The sequence below is a fragment of the uncultured Sphingomonas sp. genome (assembly GCF_913774285.1).
In the GTDB taxonomy this organism is placed as follows: Bacteria; Pseudomonadota; Alphaproteobacteria; order Sphingomonadales; family Sphingomonadaceae; genus Sphingomonas.
On record NZ_CAJYHX010000018.1, the window covers coordinates 22773 to 41863 of the forward strand.

Here is a 19091-nt window from a genome sequence, read left to right on the forward strand (position 1 = left end):
CGCCCCTCACCCCTCCCGGCCCCGGCCGGAACTGCGAACTAGGAGTTCGATTGCATGTCCGTGATTACCACCAGCCGTCAGGGCGATGTCCTGATCCTCACCTCCGACAATCCGCCGGTGAACGCGCTCGGCGCGGCGGTGCGGCAGGGGCTGCAGGCCGGCATCGAGGAAGCCAAGGGTGACGACAGCATCAAGGCCGTCGTCATCATCTGCGCCGGCAAGACCTTCTTCGCGGGTGCCGACATTACCGAATTCGGCAAGGCGATGGCCGAGCCGTCGCTGCCGGTGCTGGTCGACCAGATCGAGGCGCTCGACAAGCCGGTGATCGCCGCGGTCCACGGCACCGCGCTCGGCGGCGGCTGCGAGGTCGCGCTGGCGTCGCACTATCGCATCGCGGTGCCTTCGGCGAAGTTCGGCCTGCCCGAAGTGAAGCTCGGCATCCTTCCCGGCGCGGGCGGCACCCAGCGCATGCCGCGCGTCGCGGGCGTCGAAGTGGCGCTCGAGATGGCGACCAAGGGCGATCCGATCTCTGCTAGTCAGGCCAAGGACGCAGGCCTCGTCGACCGTCTCGCGGGCGAGGACAGCCTGCTCGCCGATGCGGTCGCCTTCGCGAACGAAGTGATCGGCCAGCCGGTGTCGCGCTCCAGCGAGCGGCCGGTCACCGTCGATGCGGAGACCTTCGCCAAGTTCCGCGCCACCAACGCCAAGCGCTTCCGCGGGCTCGACGCGCCGAACACGATCATCGACATCATCGAGCAGACCGCCGGCAAGCCCTATGCCGAGGGTGTCCAGGCCGAGCGCATGGGCTTCATGAAGCTGATCATGGGCCAGCAGTCGGCAGCACTCCGCCACATCTTCTTCGCCGAGCGCAAGGCCGCCAAGATCGACGGCATCGCGGACGACATCCAGCTGCGCGACATTCGCCGCGTCGGCGTGATCGGCGCCGGCACGATGGGCGGCGGGATCAGCATGAACTTCCTCTCGGCGGGCGTGCCGGTGACGATCGTCGAGATGGCACAGGACGCGCTCGACCGCGGCACCGGGGTGATGCGCAAGAATTACGAGGCGACCGCCGCCAAGGGCCGCATGACCGCCGAGCAGGTCGAGAAGGCGATGGGCCTCCTCAAGCCCACGCTCAACTTCGACGATCTCGCCGAGTGCGACCTGATCATCGAGGCCGTCTATGAGAGCATGGACGTGAAGAAGGACGTGTTCGGCCGGCTCGACAAGATCGCCAAGCCGGGCGCGATCCTGGCCTCGAACACCAGCTATCTCAACATCGACGAGATCGCCGCCGCCACCAGCCGCCCGCAGGACGTGGTGGGGCTGCACTTCTTCTCGCCGGCCAACGTCATGAAGCTGCTCGAGATCGTCCGCGGCGCCAAGACCGCCGACGATGTGCTGGCGACCGCCATGGCGCTGTCGAAGAAGATCAAGAAGGTCGCGGTGATCGCGGGCGTCTGCTACGGCTTCATCGGCAACCGCATGCTGATGCCGCGGCAGGTGGAAGCCACCAAGATGCTGCTCGAAGGCGCCACGCCCGAGCAGATCGACAAGGTCCATGTCGCCTTCGGCATGCCGATGGGGCCGTTCCAGATGGCCGACCTCGCCGGCGTCGACATCGGCTGGCACCGCGATCCCAACCGCATCGAGAATATCCGAGACGCGCTCGCCGCCGAAGGCCGCTGGGGCCAGAAGAAGGGCGCCGGCTTCTACGATTATGACGAGAAGCGGCAGCCCTCGAACAGCCCGCGCGTCGCCGAGCTGATCGAGGAATGGCGCGGCAAGCTGAACGTGCCGAGCCACGAGATCACCGAGGAGGAGATCGTGGTCCGCACGCTCTACACCATGGTCAACGAAGGCGCGCTGATCCTCGCCGAAGGCATGGCCCAGCGGGCGAGCGACATCGATGTGGTGTGGGTCTATGGCTATGGCTGGCCCCCGTACCGCGGCGGGCCGATGTTCTGGGCCGATACCGAGGGCCTGAAGAAGATCGTCGAGGGCCTGGAGAAGTACGGCTTCGAAGTCGCCCCGCTGCTCCGCGAGAAGGCGGAGAAGGGCGAGAAGTTCAACCGGTGATGCATGCTTTCCCTCTCCCGCCTGCGGGAGAGGGAGGGAGCGGCCGCGAGGCCGCGGAAGGGTGAGGGTGAGTAGGGCAAGACGGAACACCCGTCACCCTCACCCTCCCACCGCCTTGCGGCGGCGGGCCCCTCCCTCTCCCGCAGGCGGGAGAGGGGTCTGAGGAGAGGATGATGACGCAGGATCTCGACACGTTTCGTGAGCAAACCCGCGCCTGGCTGGAGGCGAACTGCCCCGCCACCATGCGCGCGCCGATCCGGTCCGAGAAGGACATCGTCTGGGGCGGGCGCAATCCCGACTGGGCGCATCCCGACCAGAAGCTCTGGATGGATCGCATGGCCGAACGCGGCTGGACGGTGCCCGATTGGCCCAAGGAATATGGCGGCGGCGGGCTCTCTCCGGCCGAAACCAAGATCCTGCGCGAGGAAATGAAGCGGATGGGCGCGCGCACCCCGCTCAACAGCTTCGGCATCTCGATGCTCGGGCCGGCGCTGCTGAAGTACGGCACCGAGGAACAGAAGCTCGAGCACCTGCCGAAGATCGCGCGGGGCGAGATCCGCTGGTGCCAGGGCTATTCCGAACCCAACGCCGGTTCGGACCTTGCCGGCCTCCAGACCTGGGCCGAGGATGCCGGCGATCATTATGTCGTCAACGGCCAGAAGGTGTGGACCAGCTATGCCGACAAGGCCGACTGGATCTTTTGCCTGGTCCGCACCTCCAAGGAGGCCAAGCAAGGCGGGATCAGCTTCCTGCTGTTCGACATGACCTCGCCGGGCGTTTCGACCAAGCCGATCCTGCTGATCTCGGGCTATTCTCCCTTCTGCGAAACCTTCTTCGACAATGTGCGCGTGCCCAAGTCGCAGCGGGTGCACGAAGAGAACAAGGGCTGGGACGTCGCCAAATATCTGCTCGGGCATGAGCGCGAGATGATCTCGGGCATGGGGCTGGACCGCGCCGGCGGCAATCCGCTGATCGAAGGCGCGATCGCGACGATCGGGCTCGACGACCAGGGCCGGCTCGCCGATCCGATCCTGCGCGCCCAGATTGCGCTGTTCGAGGTCCGGATGCGCGCCTTCTCGGCGATGTCCGAACGCTTCCTCGACGAGCTCAAGGCCGGCCGTGCCCACCCTGCCCAGCCGAGCATGATGAAATATGTCGGCACCGAGCTGAACAAGCAGCGCCACGAGCTGATCATGGCCGCCGGCGGATCGGACGCGCTCGAATGGGAGAGCGCGGCCTCGGCCGAGGGCGCCAAGCCGCGCGCCTGGCTGCGCACCAAGGCCAATTCGATCGAGGGCGGGACCAGCGAGATCCAGCTCAACATCGTCGCCAAGCGGATCCTCGAACTGCCGGGCTGAGGGAACGCATTCCCTCTCCCGCCTGCGGGAGAGGGAGGGAGCCGCCGTCAGGCGGCGGAAGGGTGAGGGTGTGTGGGGCGAGCGATGTCCCTTCCCTTCGCCCACTCACCCTCACCCCGCCCCTCTCCCGCAAGCGGGAGAGGGAGTTTTCGAAGGGAAGACCGATGCCGCTCTACCTCAACGACGAACAGACGATGCTCCGCGATACCGCCCGGGAGTTCGTCGCCGAACACGCCCCCGTCCGCCACCTCCGCGCGCTGCGCGACGCCAAGGACCCCACCGGCTTCAGCCGCGATCTGTGGAAGCAGTTCGCCGAGATGGGCCTCACCGGCATCCTGATCCCCGAAGCCTCGGGCGGCCTGGGCCTCGGCCATGTCGAGGCGGGCGTGGTGCTGGAGGAAATCGGCCGCAACCTCACCCCCTCCCCCTTCCTCTCCACCGCGGTCGCCGCGGTCGAGGCGCTGAAGGGCACCGCCCATGCCGACCGCTGGTTCCCCGGCATCGCCGCGGGCGAGGCGGTGATCGCCATCGCGCATGACGAAAAGCCCAAGTTCGGCCGCGCCGTCGCCCTCAAGGCCGAGCGCGCCGGCAACGGCTTCCGGCTGACCGGCACCAAGCGCTTCGCCCACCACGCCCATGCCGCCGACCTGATCCTCGTCACCGCGCGCACTGCCGGCAGCGATACCGACGCGGCAGGCATCACCCTGTTCGCGATCGACCCCAAGGCCGCCGGGCTCGACCTCCGCCCCGAGCGGCTGGCGGACTCCAGCCTCGCAGCACACGCAAGCTTCGACGGCGTAGAGGTCACCGCCGATGCGGTGGTGGGCGAGATCGACGCCGGCGCCGATCCGCTCGGTCGGCTGCTCCGCGCCGCCGGGGCCGGTGCCTCGGCCGAACTGCTCGGCGTCGGTGCGGGCGCGAGCGACATGACGCTCGGCTACCTCAAGGAGCGCAAGCAGTTCGGCACGCTGATCGGCAGCTTCCAGGCGCTCCAGCATCGCGCCGCGCATCTCTACAGCGAGCTGGAAGTCGCGCGCGCCGCCACGCTCAAGGCGCAGCAGCTGCTTGATGCCGGCGAGCCCGCCGACGAGGCGGTCGCGATCGCCAAGGCGATGACCGGGCTTGCTACCACGCTTGCCGTGCAGGAGGGTATCCAGATGCATGGCGGCATCGGCATGACCGACGAATATGACATCGGCTTCTACATGAAGCGCGCCCGCGTGCTCGCCGAGATGTTCGGCGATTCCAATTATCATGCCAATGCGCTGGCGGAGGCGGCCGGCTACTGATGACCGACCCCAAATCCCCCGAAGACCTGGTTGCCGCCCTCACCACGCTGCTCGACGTCGAGACGCTAGACACCGATCTCTATCGCGGCGCGCGCCAGCCGGGTGGCGTGGGCCGGGTGTTCGGGGGCCAGGTGATCGCCCAGGCGCTGCAGGCGGCGCAGCGCTCGGTGGAGGACGGCAAGGTGGCGCATTCGCTCCATGCCTATTTCATGCGCGCCGGCGACGAGGATTACCCCATCCTCTACCGGGTGGTGCGCGATTTCGAGGGGCGCAGCTTCGCCAACCGCCGCGTGATCGCAATGCAGAAGGGCAAGCCGATCCTCAACATGGCGGCCTCGTTCCAGCTGCCCGCCGAAGGGCTGCACCACCAGGACGCGATGCCCGAGGTGCCGCCGCCCGAGGAGCTTCGGTCCGAAGCCGAGTTGCGCGAAGCCATCCGCGACCAGATCCCCGAGAAGTTCAAGCGCTTCTTCCTGCGCGCCCGGCCGATCGAGATTCGCCCGGTCAACCCGCGCAACTGGTTTAACCCCGAACCGCGCGAACCGCACCAGGCGAGCTGGTTCCGCGTTGTCGCGCCCCTGCCCGACGAGCCCGCGCTCCACCGCGCGATGCTGGCTTATGCCAGCGACATGACGCTGCTCGGCACCTGCATGCTGCCCCACGGCGTCAGCTGGATGAGCGGGCAGGTGCAGACCGCCAGCCTGGACCACGCGCTATGGCTACACGAGCCGTTCCGCTTCGACGAATGGCTGCTCTACGCCACCGACAGCCCCTGGGCCGGCCACAGTCGCGGCTTCAACCGCGGCAGCATCTATGCGCGCGACGGCCGACTGGTGGCGAGCGTGACGCAGGAAGGGCTAATTCGCGCCGTCTGACCGCGTGTCCCGCGAGCGATCGTTTTCATCTCGCCTGCGCAATTATTACGCTTGATTATCCACGAGTCGTGCAGATACACCTCGGACCGGGAGGTTTGGGGTTTATCCTATGTCGTATCGCGTCTCTGCGATATGCGGCCTTCTCGTGTGGCTCTTCGCCGCGACGGCGCTGCATGCGCAAACTCTTGAGGACTCGGTCCTCGCCCAGATCAACGCCGCGCGGGCCGATCCCCGCGCCTATGCCGAGAAGCTGCGGGTATATCGCGGCTATTTCGATGGCGCCGTCGTCTATCTGCCGGGCGACTATGCCGGCATCCTCACCCGCGAGGGCACCGTGGTCGTCGACGAGACCATCGCTTTTCTCGACCGCCAGGAGCCGCTGCCGCCGCTCACCCGTGCCGACATCCTGGCGCTGGCGGCGGTGGACTTTTCCCGCGAACAAGGCGCGATCGGCGCGCGCGGGCACCGCGGCGCCGATGGGAGCGATCCCGGCGTACGAGTCAAGCGGCGTGGCGGCGACGTCTTCGTTGGCGAGGCGATCGCCTATGGCTTCGACGACGCGGAGCAGGTGGTGCGCCAGATGATCGTCGACGATGGCGTGCCCGATCGCGGCCACCGCCGCCTGCTGTTCGATTCCAAGCTCAAATTCGCCGGAATCGGCTGCGGGCCGCACAGCAAGATGGAGCATATCTGCGTCGTCGACGTCAGCGCGACCAGGGACGGCCGACCGGTGCGACTTCGCTACGCCCTGCAGCAGCGCTGACCGGCCGTCACTTCCGCCCGAACAGCTTCTCGATGTCGCCATGCGCCAGCTTCACCCAGGTGGGGCGGCCATGGTTGCACTGGCCCGAATGCGGCGTGACCTCCATCTCGCGGAGCAATGCGTTCATCTCCGCGACGGATAGGATGCGGCCGGCGCGAACCGAGCCGTGGCAGGCCATCGTCGCGGCGACATGGTCGAGCTTCTCCTTGAGGCTCAGCGCCTCGTCGAAGCTGGCGAGTTCGTCGGCAAGGTCGGTGACCAGACCGTGGACGTCGCCGGTGCCGAGCGCCGCGGGCACGGCGCGAACCAGCATCGCGCGCGGGCCGAAGCGTTCGAGCTCGAGCCCGAAGGCGCGCAGTTCCTCGATCCGGGCTTCCAGGCGGTCGCAGCCGGGCTCGTCGAGCTCGACCACTTCGGCGAGGAGCAGCGCCTGGGAGGGCACGGTGCCGCCGGCCATCGCGCGGCGCATGCGTTCGAGCACCAGCCGTTCGTGCGCGGCGTGCTGGTCAACCAGGACGAGGCCATCCTGCGCCTCCGCGACGATATACGTCTTGGCGACCTGACCGCGTGCCACGCCGAGAGGAAAGTCGGTGGCGAGCGGGGCTTCGTGGCGCGCGGGTTCGGCGCGGGCATAGGGTGCGGCGGCGAAGAAGGATCCGGAATCGCGGACGGCACCGGAGTACCGCCTAAGCTCCTCCCCTTCAGGGGAGGAGGTAGGGTGGGGCTGTGTCTCACTGGGACCAACAAATGGTCTGGAATCCCCCCACCCCATCCCCTCCTCCAAGGAGGAGGGGCTAGAAGAAGGAACGCCCCCCGGCTGCCACAGGCCCAGCGCCGCTTCGCTCGGCCGCTGCACGCTGCGGTGCCCCGCCGCATCGAGCGCGCGCCGCAATCCGCTGACGATCAGCCCGCGCGCCAGCGCCGGATCGCGGAAGCGCACCTCGGTCTTCGCGGGATGCACGTTCACGTCGACCACTTCGGGCGGGACGTCGAGGAACAGCGCCACCACCGGATGCCGGTCGCGCGCGAGCATTTCGGCATAGGCGCCGCGCACCGCGCCGACGAGCAGCCGGTCCTTCACCGGACGGCCGTTGACGAACAGATATTGGTGGTCCGCCACGCCGCGGTTGAAGGTGGGGATGCTCGCCACCCCGCCGAGCACCAGCCCCTCGCGCTCGAAGTCGATCGCGACGCTGTTTTCCTGCAGCGCACGGTCGGTGAGCGCCGCGACCCGCGCCGGCCGGCTCTCCCCGCCCTGCACGCTCAGCACGCGGCGGCCGTCATGCTCGACCGCGAAGGCGATGTCGGGCCGCGCCATGGCCAGCCGCTTCATCCCGTCGAGGCAGGCGGCATATTCGGCGCGGGTCGAGCGCAGGAACTTCCGCCGTGCCGGCACCCGGCCGAACAGCGCCTCCACGCGCACCCGCGTGCCCGGCGGCAAGGCGGCCGGTCCCTCGGCGATCCGCGCCCCATTATCCACCGTGAGCGACCAGCCTTCGGTGCCGCGTACCCGGCTTTCCAGCGTCAGCTGCGCGACGCTCGCGATCGAGGGCAGCGCCTCACCGCGAAATCCCAACGTCGCGACGTGCTCGATATCGTCGGTCGGCAGCTTGGACGTCGCATGGCGCTCCAGCGCGAGCGCCATTTCGGGCGCCGCCATGCCGCAGCCATCGTCGATCACTTCGATCAATTCGATGCCCCCGCCGGCCAGCTTCACGGTGATCCGTGTAGCGCCTGCGTCGATTGCGTTTTCAACGAGTTCCTTGAGGGCGCTGGCAGGGCGTTCGACCACCTCGCCGGCAGCGATACGGTTAACAAGATGTTCGGGCAGGCGGCGTATTGACATGCCATCCGCTGTAGCCCAAGCGACGGCCTCCCGCGACCCGCATCCGCAAGACCCCAGGCCGGCGTCCTCGCCGTCCCGGAAAAGGTTCGGGCCAAACACTTAGTGCGAGCAGCCGGACGGGGGGGCGCCCGACCCGGCAGGACGGATCAATAGATGGCTTTCTCCCGCATTTTCAAATTCATGTCCCACGACATGGCGATCGATCTGGGTACCGCGAACACCGTCGTGTATCTGCGCGGCCGCGGCATCGTGCTCAACGAGCCGTCGGTGGTGGCGGTCGAGACGCTGAACGGCGTGAAGAAGGTCAAGGCAGTCGGCGACGACGCCAAGCTGATGATGGGCAAGACGCCGGGTTCGATCGAGGCGATTCGCCCGCTGCGCGACGGCGTGATCGCCGACATCGACGTCGCCGAGGAGATGATCAAGCACTTCATCCGCAAGGTGCACGGACAGCGCCGCTTCATGCGCTGGCCGGAGATCGTGATCTGCGTGCCGTCGGGCTCCACCTCGGTCGAGCGCCGCGCGATCCGTGACGCCGCGTCGAACGCGGGCGCCAGCCAGGTGTGGCTGATCGAGGAGCCGATGGCCGCCGCGATCGGCGCCGACATGCCGGTGACCGAGCCGATCGGCTCGATGGTCGTCGATATCGGCGGCGGCACCACCGAAGTCGCCGTGCTCAGCCTGCGCGGTCTGGCCTATTCGACTTCCGTTCGCGTCGGCGGCGACAAGATGGACGAGGCGATCGTCTCGTACGTCCGCCGCAACCACAATCTGCTGATCGGGGAGGCCACGGCCGAGCGGATCAAGCAGGAAGTCGGCGTCGCCAAGCCGCCGGTCGACGGCATCGGCAAGACGATCCACATCAAGGGCCGCGACCTCGTCAACGGCGTGCCCAAGGAAATCCAGATCAACCAGGGCCAGATCGCCGAGGCGCTGTCCGAGCCGGTCAACACCATCGTCGAAGGCGTCCGCATCGCGCTGGAGAACACCGCGCCCGAGCTGGCCGCCGACATCGTCGACCAGGGCATCGTCCTCACCGGCGGCGGCGCGCTGCTGCACGGGCTGGACGAAGTGCTGCGCGACGAGACCGGCCTGCCCGTCACCGTCGCCGACGATCCGCTGACCTGCGTGGCGCTGGGCACCGGCCGCGCGCTCGAGGATCCGATGTTCCGCGGCGTTCTCCTCCAGGTCTGACGAAAGGCCAACGGCGATGGCGCCGCCACGGAATCGGCGCCCGGGGTTTTCGCGACGGGCGCAATATGGGCTGTTCTTCAGCTATGTGGCGGCGATCGGCCTGTTGCTGATCGGCGGCGGGCTGGTGCTGGTCTCGCGCTACAACCCGCATCTGTTCGCCGCGCTGCGCAGCACCGTCGCCGAGGTTACCACCCCGGTCTCCTCGGGGCTCGACACGGTGCGGCGCGGTGTTGGCAGCGTGCCCGACGCGATCGGCAGCTATTTCGGCGTCCGCGGCGAGAATGCGCGGCTCAAGCGCCAGATCGACGGCGAGCATGCTGCGCTCCAGCGCGCGCTCGGCCTGGAACGCGAGAACCAGCGGCTGCGCCAGCTGCTCAAGGTGCGCGACGCGACGCCGGAGACGATCGTCGTCGCCCGGCTGGTCAACTCCTCCGCGTCGAGCACCCGCCGCTATGCCACGCTCAACGCCGGCAGCTGGCAGCGCGTCGGCCAGGGCCAGCCGGTGCGCGACGGCGACGGGCTGATCGGCCAGGTGGTCGAGGCCGGGCCGAATGCATCGCGCGTGCTGCTGATCACCGATCCCGACAGCACCATCCCGGTCCGCCGCGCGAGCGACGGCCTTCCCGCCATCGTCACCGGCAAGGGCGACGGCACGCTCGACGTGCGCGCCGCCAATGCGGCGGCGAACCCCTTCCGCCCGGGCGACCTGCTCGTCACCTCGGGTACCGGCGGCGTGTTCCCGCCGAATATCCCGCTCGGCAAGGTCAGCACGATCGGCCGCGATTCCTCGGTCGTCACGCCTGCGAGCAACCCGGACATGGCCGATTTCGTGATGGTGCTGCGCGTGTTCCTGCCCGAGCCGGCACCGCCGCCCCAGGCCTTCCCTACCCCCGCCGCTACCCCCAAGGCCAAGTGATGGCGCTCGACCTCCAGCCGCTGGGTGTGCCGCCGCCGCGCCCCCGGGCGCGCTGGCTGGCGCCGCTGTCGATCGCGGTTGCCTCGCTGGTGACGCTCCTGCCGGTCATCGCCACTGTGCCCTTCCTGCCGCCCTTCGGCCTGCTGATGCTGCTCGGCTGGCGACTGCTGCGGCCCGATGCGCTGCGCGTTTGGGTCGCCGCGCCGCTGGGGCTGTTCGACGATCTGCTGAGCGGCCAACCCTTCGGCGCCGCGATGTTCCTGTGGATGGCATGCATGTTGATCATCGACGTGCTAGAGACCCGCATCGTGTGGCGGAATTTCTGGCAGGACTGGCTCATCGCAGCGGGCGCGACCGGCTTCGTGCTGATCGCGGGGCGGTTCATCGCTTCCCCCATTTCTGCGAAGGTCGATGCAGCGCTGCTGCTCCAGGCCGGCGCCTCGGCAATGCTGTTCCCGCTCGCCTCGCGGCTGTGCGCCTGGCTCGACCGTGACGTGGTGAAGGCCTGAACCATGGTGCGGGTCACCGAAGCCGCCCAGACCTACAGCTTTTCCCGCCGCGCGGTCGTGCTCGGCGCGGCGCAGGGTGCCGTCGGCATGGTGCTGGCCGGGCGCATGGCCTGGCTGTCGGTCGTCGAGAACGAGCAGTACAAGCTCAAGGCCGAGAGCAACCGCGTCAACAACACGCTGATCCCGCCGCGGCGCGGCTGGCTGCTCGATCGCAGCGGCAAGCCGCTCGCCAGCAACCGCACCGATTTCCGCGTCGACCTGATCCCCGATCGCATCGTCGACAAGGACAAGCTCCTCGCCGAGCTGACCCGACTGCTCAATCTCGCGCCCGAGGACCTCGCCCGCATCGAGACAGACCTCAAGCGCGCCGGCGGCTTCCGCCCGGTGCAAGTGGCGGAGAATCTCGACTGGGATCGCTTCGCCGCGGTGCTGGTCCGCCAGCCCGAGCTGCCCGGCGTCGCCCCCACCCGCGGTTATGCACGCCATTATCCGCTCGGCGCCGGCGTAGGCCATCTGATCGGCTATGTCGGTACCGCTTCGGCCGAGCAGTTCAAGGCGGACAAGGACCCGCTGCTCGTCACCCCCGGCTTCAAGCTGGGCAAGGACGGGCTGGAGAAGACGCTGGACAAGCGGCTGCGCGGCAAGCCCGGCGCCAAGCGAGTCGAGGTTACCGCGCATGGCCGCCCGGTACGCGAGCTCGAGACCCGCGCCGATCAGCCGGGCGAAAGCATCAAGCTCACCATCGATTCCGGACTGCAGGAATATGTCGCGCGGCGGCTGGGCACCAATTCCGGCTCGGCGATCGTCATCGACGTGGCCAGCGGCGACATCCTCTCGATGGTGTCGATGCCCGCCTATGATCCCAACAGCTTCTCCGACGGCATCACCCAGACCGAATGGAAGATGCTGTCCGAGGACGATCACGTTCCCTTGATGAACAAGGTGCTGCAGGGCCTGTATCCGCCTGGCTCCACCGTCAAGCCGATGAACGGCCTCGCCCTGATGGCGGCGGGGGTGAGCCCGCACGACCGCGTCGTCTGCTCGGGCGCGCTGCGGGTCGGCAACGGCGTGTTCCACTGCCACAAGAAGGGCGGGCACGGGCCGCTCGACCTCAAGAATGCGATCATGCAGAGCTGCGACATCTATTTCTACGAGATGGTCCGCCGCGTCGGCTATGATGCGATCGCACCCATGGCGCGGATGCTGGGGCTCGGCCAGAAGTTCGACATGCCCTTCACCACCCAGCGTTACGGCACCGTGCCGGACAGCGCCTGGAAGCTGAAGAAATACCACCATCCCTGGACGGTGGCGGACTCGCTCAACGCCTCGATCGGCCAGGGCTATGTGCTGGCCAACCCGCTGCAGCTGGCGGTGATGGCCAGCCGGCTCGCCTCGGGCAAGATCCTGGTGCCGCGGCTGCTCGCCAACGGCCCGTCGGGCGCGCAGCCGCTGCCGGTGAGCGCCGAGGATCTCGCGATCGTGCGCGACGCGATGTACGGCGTGATCAATGGCGGCGGCACCGGCGGTGCGGCGCGGATGTACGTCCCCGGCGTTGCGCTGGCCGGCAAGACCGGCACCGCGCAGGTACGCCGCATCACCATGGCGGAGCGCCGCACCGGCGTGCTCAAAAACGGTTCGCTGCCGTTCAAGATGCGCGACCACGCGCTGCTCGTCTGCTTCGCGCCGCACGACAATCCGAAATATGCCGCCGCGATCGTGCTCGAGCATAACGGCCACACCGTCCGCAATCTCGACACCCCGCTGATCGGCCGGGACATCATGACCTATCTGTTCGATCGCGATCAGGCGATGAAGACGCTCGCTGAGGTCGAGCCGACCTGGGGCGGCGACTATACGACGCGCATGGCGGCCCAGTCCGCCGCCTTCCGCGCCGCACAGGCCACCCCGCCGCCGCCCGCCCCCGAGGATACCGAGGAGGCCGCGAGCAGCCTCGCCGACCAGGCCGCCAACAGCACCGCCGATTCGACCAAGCGCGACGTCGCGCCCAGCGGCAGCGTGGAGGGCGACTGATGGCACGGCCCGGCAACGGCATCGTTCCCATGCAAGTCGCGCAGCTGCCGTGGAAGGTGCTGTTCCTCGTGCTGGCGATCGGCGGCTTCGGCCTCGTCGTGCTCTATTCGGCGGCCGGCGGCAGCATCAAGCCCTGGGCGTTCAACCAGGGCATCCGCTTCCTGCTGTTCCTCGCCGTCGCGCTGATGATGTCGCGCGTGCCAGTGCGGTTCTGGTCGCAATGGTCGCTTCCCATCTACGGCGCGCTGGTGGTCGCGCTGCTCGGCGTGGAGGCGCTCGGCAAGGTGGCGGGCGGCAGCCAGCGCTGGATCAGCCTGGGCGGCTTCCAGTTCCAGCCGTCCGAGCTGATGAAACCGATGATCGTTCTCGCGCTCGCCCGCTTCTACGAGATGCTGCCGGCGAGCGAGACGCGCAAGTTCGTCGCCATCTGGCCTGCCTGCGTGCTGATCGGGGTGCCGGCGCTGCTCGTCATCATGCAGCCCGATCTCGGCACCGGGCTGATGATCACCGGCTGCGGCGTCATGGTGATGTTCCTCGCGGGCGTGCCGCTGCGACTGTTCATCGCGGGCGCGCTGGCGGTGGCGGTGGCCGCCCCCCTCGCCTTCAACTTCGTGCTGCACGATTATCAGCGCAACCGCGTGCTGATCTTCCTCGATCCCGAGCGCGATCCGCTGGGCACCGGCTATCACATCACCCAGTCGAAGATCGCGATCGGTTCGGGCGGCATCTTCGGCAAGGGCTTCCTGCAGGGCACCCAGAGCCACCTCGACTATCTCCCCGAAGGCCAGACCGACTTCGCGCTGGCGACGATGATGGAGGAATGGGGGCTGGCCGGCGGCGTGTTCCTGATCGTGGCGTTCGGCATGCTGATCGCCTGGGGGATCGGCGTGGGCATGCGCGCGAAGACGCGGTTCGGGCGGCTGACCGCGGCGGGGCTTTCGGGCACCATGTTCCTCTATTGCTCGATCAACATGGCGATGGTGATCGGCCTGGCGCCGGTGGTGGGCGTGCCGCTACCGCTGATCAGCTTCGGCGGCACCGCGGTGATGACCTTCATGCTGTGCCTCGGAATCCTCCTCTCGATCGACCGCGACGGCCGCACCAAGACGCGCTGGTGATTTTTTCATTTTTGGGGTTTACAAGCCGCGCGAGGCGACGCTAAAGGCGCGCCTCCGAAGCGGCGGTGCCCCACCAAGGGCACCATGCAGAAGCCGGATGGACACATAGCTCAGTTGGTAGAGCAGCTGACTCTTAATCAGCGGGTCCTTGGTTCGAGCCCAAGTGTGTCCACCACTTCTTCTTCTGCCCATACGCCTTCCGGTATGGACACATAGCTCAGTTGGTAGAGCAGCTGACTCTTAATCAGCGGGTCCTTGGTTCGAGCCCAAGTGTGTCCACCATTCCCCGATCGTTATCCATCCCCCCGGTGAGACGCTGCGCCTCGAAACCCTTCGGCGGCCGTTGGTGGATCGCGCCACGCGCTCAGCAGGCATGCGCGTCGATCAACGACACGCGCAGCGCCCAGAGAGGCGTTGACGCCAAGAGCAAGCTGGCGACGCAAGCTAAAAAGCGTCGACACCCTGTGCAATCATTTCGATCTGACAGGTCACCTCGCCTGAGCGCGACCTAGATTCTTAGTTCAACCAATGCCTTCCGCAGAGCACTTCAGAACAACACGCCACTGTATTTACAGGCAGTAATTGTGTACTTATGCTTACCTGCGGCTCGCTACGATGTGCCGGGCGGCGCTTACCAGTATCGCGTGATATCCACCATCGCTGATCAGGGGGCGCAATGCTCAAATCACGGACCGTGCTGGCGATTGTCCTGTCCGCCCAGCTTTGTGGCTGCACGAGCGGCATCCAAGCCATCAAGCGTCGCGCTAGTGCGTACGAGGCCAACAATCCGGCCCTTGCGCCCGCCGATATTTCAAAATTCTCGCTCGAACAAAACATCATCATGCTCGAGTTCGCCAAGATGGCCGGCACCGTCCCGTCCGGCACGGAGGAGGTCGATGCGCTCCTCAATGTGAAGGAGTGGCGCGCCGTTGTTGACGCCGGCATCCACTACACGGACGTCCGATGCGACAAATTCATGGACGCCTTGTTCTGGTTCAATCGCGCTCGCGAAGGGCTGAGCCGCCAAGTCCAATACACCGGCGCCGGGGTGAGTGCCGCTCTCGCTGCGGTCGAAGCGAGCAAGAAAGCCATCGGCTTGACGCCGCTCGGCTTCAGCTTGGTGGATCAGACCATCAATAATCTCGGTGCCGGGCTGCTCTTCAATCTCAATCCCAGCACCGTCCGGGTGCTGGTCGAACGCCAGCAGACGGCCTATATCGCATCCCTGAGCCCCAGCTACACCAGTCGCGTGGTCGCGCTCCAAGTCATCCAGAATTACGCTGCTATATGCCTGCCGCCCTCCATCGAGACGGAAGTGGAGCGGGCTATATCCTCCCAGGAATATAAGCGCGCACAGGTTCACTCCCCCCTTCCCAACAGTGCGGAGGACGTCACTCCGGATCCATTTCAGTTCATGGACGTCACCGATGCCGCACCAGGGTCTGACGTAGACAGCGCGGAAATCACCGTGAAAGGCTTCGGAAGCCCCGTCTTCATCAAAATCAGCGGCGGCGCCTACAGCGTCGATGGCGGCCCCTGGTCAGAAAAGGACGGCGCGATCCTGCCGGGCTCCAAGGTGAAGGTGCGCGTCAAGGCGTCCAAGGCCGCAAACACGGCCACTACGGCGATGGTAAGCATCGGCGGTATCTCAGCCACCTTCAAGGTGACGACCAAAGCTGCCGGCGCTGGGGGCATCCCCGTCGCACCTCAAGTCGCGCCGCCCCCGGAGCAACCTCCCGCCCCCGCGGCCGCCGAAGAGCCGGGCATCTCGGGACCGATGGAGAATTCGCCCGACGTGAACGGCCTTCCAAACCCGACGCCCAAAAATTGACTCATCGCAGCCGAAATTTTCAAGGGCTGGGCGCTACGAAAGCCCCGGCGGCAACTTGATGGGCAAAGGCTTGGCGCGCGAGGCACCCATCTGATCACGGTCGCGCGCCGTCGTTTCCCCGAAGGGGCCGATCTCCTCGCACGTTAGCTGCGCCTGCGGCAGCGCAACATTCGTCCAGCTGCGCCAACCCGGTCCAAGACCCCGCTGCATCGCCATGTCACGTTCGCGCCAAGCGAAGACGCGTCCTCCTTAGGCCGTCGCAACATATCGAGGTGCAACGTGAGAAAGCAGCAAAGGCTCGCCCGATCGAAGCGTGCCGGGATCGGACCGCTATGAGTGCGCGCGCCCCCAAACCCCTCCTCCCTTGGCGGGCAACCGGCGCTGGTGCGCTCGCGCTACTCCTCGGCGGGTGCAACCGCGGCGTGCTGGACCCGCAAGGGCCGGTCGGCGTCGCCGAGAAGACGCTGCTGCTCAACGCGACCGGCATCATGCTGTGCGTGGTCGTGCCGGTGATGCTCGCCACGGTCGTCGTCGCCTGGTGGTTCCGCGCGAGCAACACCCGGGCGCACTATCGGCCGACCTGGGCCTATTCGGGCAAGGTCGAGCTCATCATCTGGTCGATCCCGGCGATGATCATCCTCTTGCTCGGCGGCGTTGCCTGGATCGCCTGCCACGAACTCGATCCGGCCAAGCCGCTCGCCTCGACCCAGCCGGTGCTCGAGGTGGAGGTGGTATCGCTCGATTGGAAGTGGCTGTTTATCTACCCCAAGCAGGGCATCGCCAGCGTCAACCGGGTCGTTGTGCCGGTGGGGGCGCCGGTGCACATGAAGCTCACCTCCGCCACGGTGATGAACAGCTTCTTCGTGCCGCAGCTCGGTGGCCAGATCTACACCATGACCGGCATGGTCTCGCAGCTGAACCTGATCGCGGATCGCGCGGGCAGCTATGACGGGCTTTCGTCGCAGTTCAGCGGCGACGGCTTCTCCGACATGCACTTCCGCTACGAGGCGGTGCCGCAGGCGCGCTTCGATGCCTGGGTCGCCGCCACCAAGGCTGCCGGTCCCAAGCTGGATACCGCCAGCTATGTCGCCCTCGCCAAGCCGAGCGCGAACGTGGCGCCGACGACCTACGCCACGGTCGATCCGACGCTGTTCGGTCGCATCACCACCGGCAAGCCGATCGTGACCGCTGCGGTCACTCCCCATTCCATGGCCGCCGATCACGGCGCCAGCAACAAGGGCTATTGACGGATGCTCGGCAAGCTCACCTGGAGTGCCATCCCGTTCGCCGAACCATTGCCGCTGATCACCTCGGCGGTCGTGCTCGCGGTGATCGGGGGCGTGCTCGCCTGGATCACGGCCAAGGGCCATTGGGGCTATCTGTGGCGCGAATGGATCACCTCGGTCGATCACAAGCGCGTCGGCATCCTGTACTTCCTGCTCGGGCTGATCATGCTGCTGCGCGGGTTTTCCGACGCGCTGCTGATGCGCACCCACCTGGCCATGGCCACGGGTGTCAACCAGGGCTACCTTCCCCCGGAGCATTTCAACCAGATCTTCTCCGCCCACGGCACGATCATGATCTTCTTCGTGGCGATGCCGCTGGTGATGGGGCTGATGAACTTCGTGCTGCCGCTCCAGCTGGGCGTGCGCGACGTTGCCTTCCCGACGATGAATTCGATCAGCTTCTGGCTGACCGCGTCGGGTGCGCTGCTGATCAACGTCAGCCTGTTCATCGGCGAGTTCGCACGCACCGGCTGGCTGGCCTATCCGCCGCTCAGCGAGCTGCAATTCTCGCCCGGGGTGGGCGTCGACTATTATCTATGGACGGTGCAGATCTCCGGCGTCGGCACGCTATTGTCGGCCGTCAACCTGGCGACCACCATCCTCAAGATGCGCGCGCCGGGGATGAGCTATACCCGCATGCCGGTATTCTGCTGGACCGCGCTCGCCTCGAACCTGGTGATCCTGGCGATCTTCCCGATCCTCACCGCCTGCCTCGCGATGCTGACGCTGGACCGCTATCTCGGCTTCCATTTCTTCACCACCGACGGTGGCGGCAGCGCGATGATGTTCGTCAACCTGATCTGGATGTGGGGCCATCCGGAGGTCTACGCCTTGGCGCTGCCGGCCTATGGCGTCTATTCGGAGGTCGTCTCCACCTTCTCGAGCAAGCCGCTGTTCGGCTACCGCTCGATGGTCAGCGCGTCGATGGCGATCTGCGTGCTGTCGTGCATGGTGTGGCTGCACCACTTCTTCACCATGGGCGCGGGTGCGGACGTCAACGCCTTCTTCGGCATCGCCACGATGATCATCGCCGTGCCGACCGGCGTGAAGATGTTCAACTGGCTGTTCACCATGTATGGCGGCCGCGTCCGCTTCGAAGTGCCGATGCTGTGGACGCTCGGCTTCATGATCACCTTCGTGACCGGCGGCCTCACCGGCGTGCTCCTCGCAGTGCCCCCGGTCGACTTCATCGTCCACAATTCGCAGTTCCTCGTCGCCCACTTCCACCACGTCATCATCAGCGGCGTCGTGTTCGGGCTGTTCGCCGGCTATACCTACTGGTTCCCCAAGGCGTTCGGCTTCCGCCTGCATGACGGATGGGGCAAGGCGGCCTTCTGGTGCTGGTTCTTCGGCTTCTACCTCGCCTGGATGCCGATGTACGTGATCGGCCTGATGGGCGCGACGCGCCGGATGCAGCATTACAACGACCCGAGCTGGCAGCCCTATGAGATCGTCGCGGCATGCGGCGCACTGCTCATCCTGTGCGGCGTGCTCTGCCAGGCGACGCAGCTGATCGTCTCGATCCGCAATCGCGACAAGCTGCGCGATGTGACCGGCGATCCGTGGGACGGCCGTTCGCTCGAATGGTCGACCACCTCGCCGCCCCCGGCGTTCAACTTCGCGGTGCTCCCCGACGTGCGCGGCGAGGAGGCCTATTGGGGCGTGAAGCAGCGCGCGATCGCCCAGCTCCAGCTGGCCGAGGCCCCCGCGTATATGGCCATCGAGCTGCCACGCGCAACGCCGATCGGGGTGATCACGGCCTTCTTCGTCAGCTTCGCCGGCTTCGGGATGGTCTGGCACATCTGGTGGCTGGTGGCAGCCAGCGTCGCGGCAGGGTTCGTCGCGCTCGCCAAGTTCGGCTGGCGCCGCGAGGACGAGGTCGAGGTCCCGGCGGCCGAAGTCGCCCGGCTCGACCAGGCCCGGCGCGCCATCCGCACCGGCGCGCTCGCCGAGGTCACGGCAGACCGGCAGGAGGCCGCGCACGCCGCCGTCGCCC

Annotated in this window: 13 protein-coding genes, 2 tRNA genes and 1 pseudogene; 15 read left to right on the plus strand and 1 reads right to left on the minus strand. The window is 67.1% G+C overall.

All coding sequences use genetic code 11. The features are described 5' to 3' along the window. The first annotated feature begins 54 nt into the window (after positions 1–54). From QZ670_RS07740 to QZ670_RS07760, 5 genes are all read left to right on the plus strand, one after another. Positions 55–2079, plus strand: a complete 2025-nt coding sequence (locus QZ670_RS07740; RefSeq protein WP_294253676.1) for a 3-hydroxyacyl-CoA dehydrogenase NAD-binding domain-containing protein — start codon at positions 55–57, stop codon at positions 2077–2079. A 170-nt stretch (positions 2080–2249) separates the two neighbouring features. Next, positions 2250–3437 carry an acyl-CoA dehydrogenase family protein gene (locus QZ670_RS07745; protein ID WP_294253678.1) on the plus strand — a complete coding sequence of 396 codons (1188 nt, stop codon included), beginning with the start codon at positions 2250–2252 and terminating at the stop codon, positions 3435–3437. 164 nt (positions 3438–3601) lie between these two features. Then, positions 3602–4726, plus strand: a complete 1125-nt coding sequence (locus tag QZ670_RS07750) for an acyl-CoA dehydrogenase family protein (RefSeq protein WP_294253679.1) — start codon at positions 3602–3604, stop codon at positions 4724–4726. Then, the gene (locus QZ670_RS07755; protein ID WP_294253681.1) at positions 4726–5601 is read left to right on the plus strand and encodes an acyl-CoA thioesterase II; all 876 of its coding nucleotides are present in this window, start codon (positions 4726–4728) and stop codon (positions 5599–5601) included. Before QZ670_RS07750 ends, QZ670_RS07755 begins: the two co-directional genes overlap by 1 nt. 145 nt (positions 5602–5746) lie before the next feature. Next, a complete protein-coding gene (locus QZ670_RS07760) occupies positions 5747–6364 on the plus strand; it encodes a CAP domain-containing protein (RefSeq protein WP_294253684.1) in 618 nt (205 codons plus the stop codon). Positions 6365–6371: 7 nt separating this feature from the next. Here the strand turns inward: QZ670_RS07760 and mutL are convergent, their stop codons facing one another. Beyond that, on the minus strand, positions 6372–8210 hold the full coding sequence (gene mutL, locus QZ670_RS07765) for a DNA mismatch repair endonuclease MutL (RefSeq protein ID WP_294253685.1): 1839 nt from the start codon (positions 8208–8210) through the stop codon (positions 6372–6374). A 153-nt stretch (positions 8211–8363) separates the two neighbouring features. Between mutL and QZ670_RS07770 the strand changes: the two genes are divergently transcribed. From QZ670_RS07770 to cyoB, 10 genes and pseudogenes are all read left to right on the plus strand, one after another. Then, entirely contained in the window at positions 8364–9404 is a 1041-nt protein-coding gene (locus QZ670_RS07770; protein ID WP_064313791.1) for a rod shape-determining protein, read from the plus strand. Positions 9405–9420: 16 nt separating this feature from the next. After that, on the plus strand, positions 9421–10320 hold the full coding sequence (gene mreC, locus QZ670_RS07775; protein WP_294253688.1) for a rod shape-determining protein MreC: 900 nt from the start codon (positions 9421–9423) through the stop codon (positions 10318–10320). Beyond that, entirely contained in the window at positions 10320–10829 is a 510-nt protein-coding gene (mreD, locus tag QZ670_RS07780; RefSeq protein ID WP_294253690.1) for a rod shape-determining protein MreD, read from the plus strand. The genes mreC and mreD overlap by 1 nt, the downstream gene beginning before the upstream one ends. A gap of 3 nt (positions 10830–10832) precedes the next feature. After that, a complete protein-coding gene (gene mrdA, locus QZ670_RS07785; protein WP_294253692.1) occupies positions 10833–12860 on the plus strand; it encodes a penicillin-binding protein 2 in 2028 nt (675 codons plus the stop codon). After that, the gene (gene rodA / locus QZ670_RS07790) at positions 12860–13978 is read left to right on the plus strand and encodes a rod shape-determining protein RodA (protein WP_294253693.1); all 1119 of its coding nucleotides are present in this window, start codon (positions 12860–12862) and stop codon (positions 13976–13978) included. Before mrdA ends, rodA begins: the two co-directional genes overlap by 1 nt. Before the next feature lie 99 nt (positions 13979–14077). Then, positions 14078–14153: transfer RNA gene (locus QZ670_RS07795), tRNA-Lys, on the plus strand. Between the two features lie 31 nt (positions 14154–14184). Continuing rightward, a tRNA-Lys gene (locus QZ670_RS07800) sits at positions 14185–14260 on the plus strand. A 412-nt stretch (positions 14261–14672) separates the two neighbouring features. Continuing rightward, positions 14673–15809: a hypothetical protein gene (locus QZ670_RS07805; protein ID WP_294253695.1), complete on the plus strand. Its 1137-nt coding sequence runs from the start codon at positions 14673–14675 to the stop codon at positions 15807–15809. A 332-nt stretch (positions 15810–16141) separates the two neighbouring features. Then, entirely contained in the window at positions 16142–17056 is a 915-nt protein-coding gene (cyoA, locus tag QZ670_RS07810) for a ubiquinol oxidase subunit II (protein ID WP_294253697.1), read from the plus strand. A gap of 3 nt (positions 17057–17059) precedes the next feature. After that, positions 17060–19027, plus strand: a pseudogene (cyoB, locus tag QZ670_RS07815) (cytochrome o ubiquinol oxidase subunit I); the annotation flags it as partial. Positions 19028–19091 lie beyond the last annotated feature (64 nt).

Coding starts and splice junctions, on each gene's coding strand:
- QZ670_RS07740 (WP_294253676.1), top strand. CDS start 55: ATGTCCGTGATTACCACCAGCCGTCAGGGCGATGTCCTGATCCTCACC.
- QZ670_RS07745 (WP_294253678.1), top strand. CDS start 2,250: ATGATGACGCAGGATCTCGACACGTTTCGTGAGCAAACCCGCGCCTGG.
- QZ670_RS07750 (WP_294253679.1), top strand. CDS start 3,602: ATGCCGCTCTACCTCAACGACGAACAGACGATGCTCCGCGATACCGCC.
- QZ670_RS07755 (WP_294253681.1), top strand. CDS start 4,726: ATGACCGACCCCAAATCCCCCGAAGACCTGGTTGCCGCCCTCACCACG.
- mutL (WP_294253685.1), bottom strand. CDS start 8,210: ATGTCAATACGCCGCCTGCCCGAACATCTTGTTAACCGTATCGCTGCC.
- QZ670_RS07770 (WP_064313791.1), top strand. CDS start 8,364: ATGGCTTTCTCCCGCATTTTCAAATTCATGTCCCACGACATGGCGATC.
- mreC (WP_294253688.1), top strand. CDS start 9,421: ATGGCGCCGCCACGGAATCGGCGCCCGGGGTTTTCGCGACGGGCGCAA.
- mreD (WP_294253690.1), top strand. CDS start 10,320: ATGGCGCTCGACCTCCAGCCGCTGGGTGTGCCGCCGCCGCGCCCCCGG.
- mrdA (WP_294253692.1), top strand. CDS start 10,833: ATGGTGCGGGTCACCGAAGCCGCCCAGACCTACAGCTTTTCCCGCCGC.
- rodA (WP_294253693.1), top strand. CDS start 12,860: ATGGCACGGCCCGGCAACGGCATCGTTCCCATGCAAGTCGCGCAGCTG.
- cyoA (WP_294253697.1), top strand. CDS start 16,142: ATGAGTGCGCGCGCCCCCAAACCCCTCCTCCCTTGGCGGGCAACCGGC.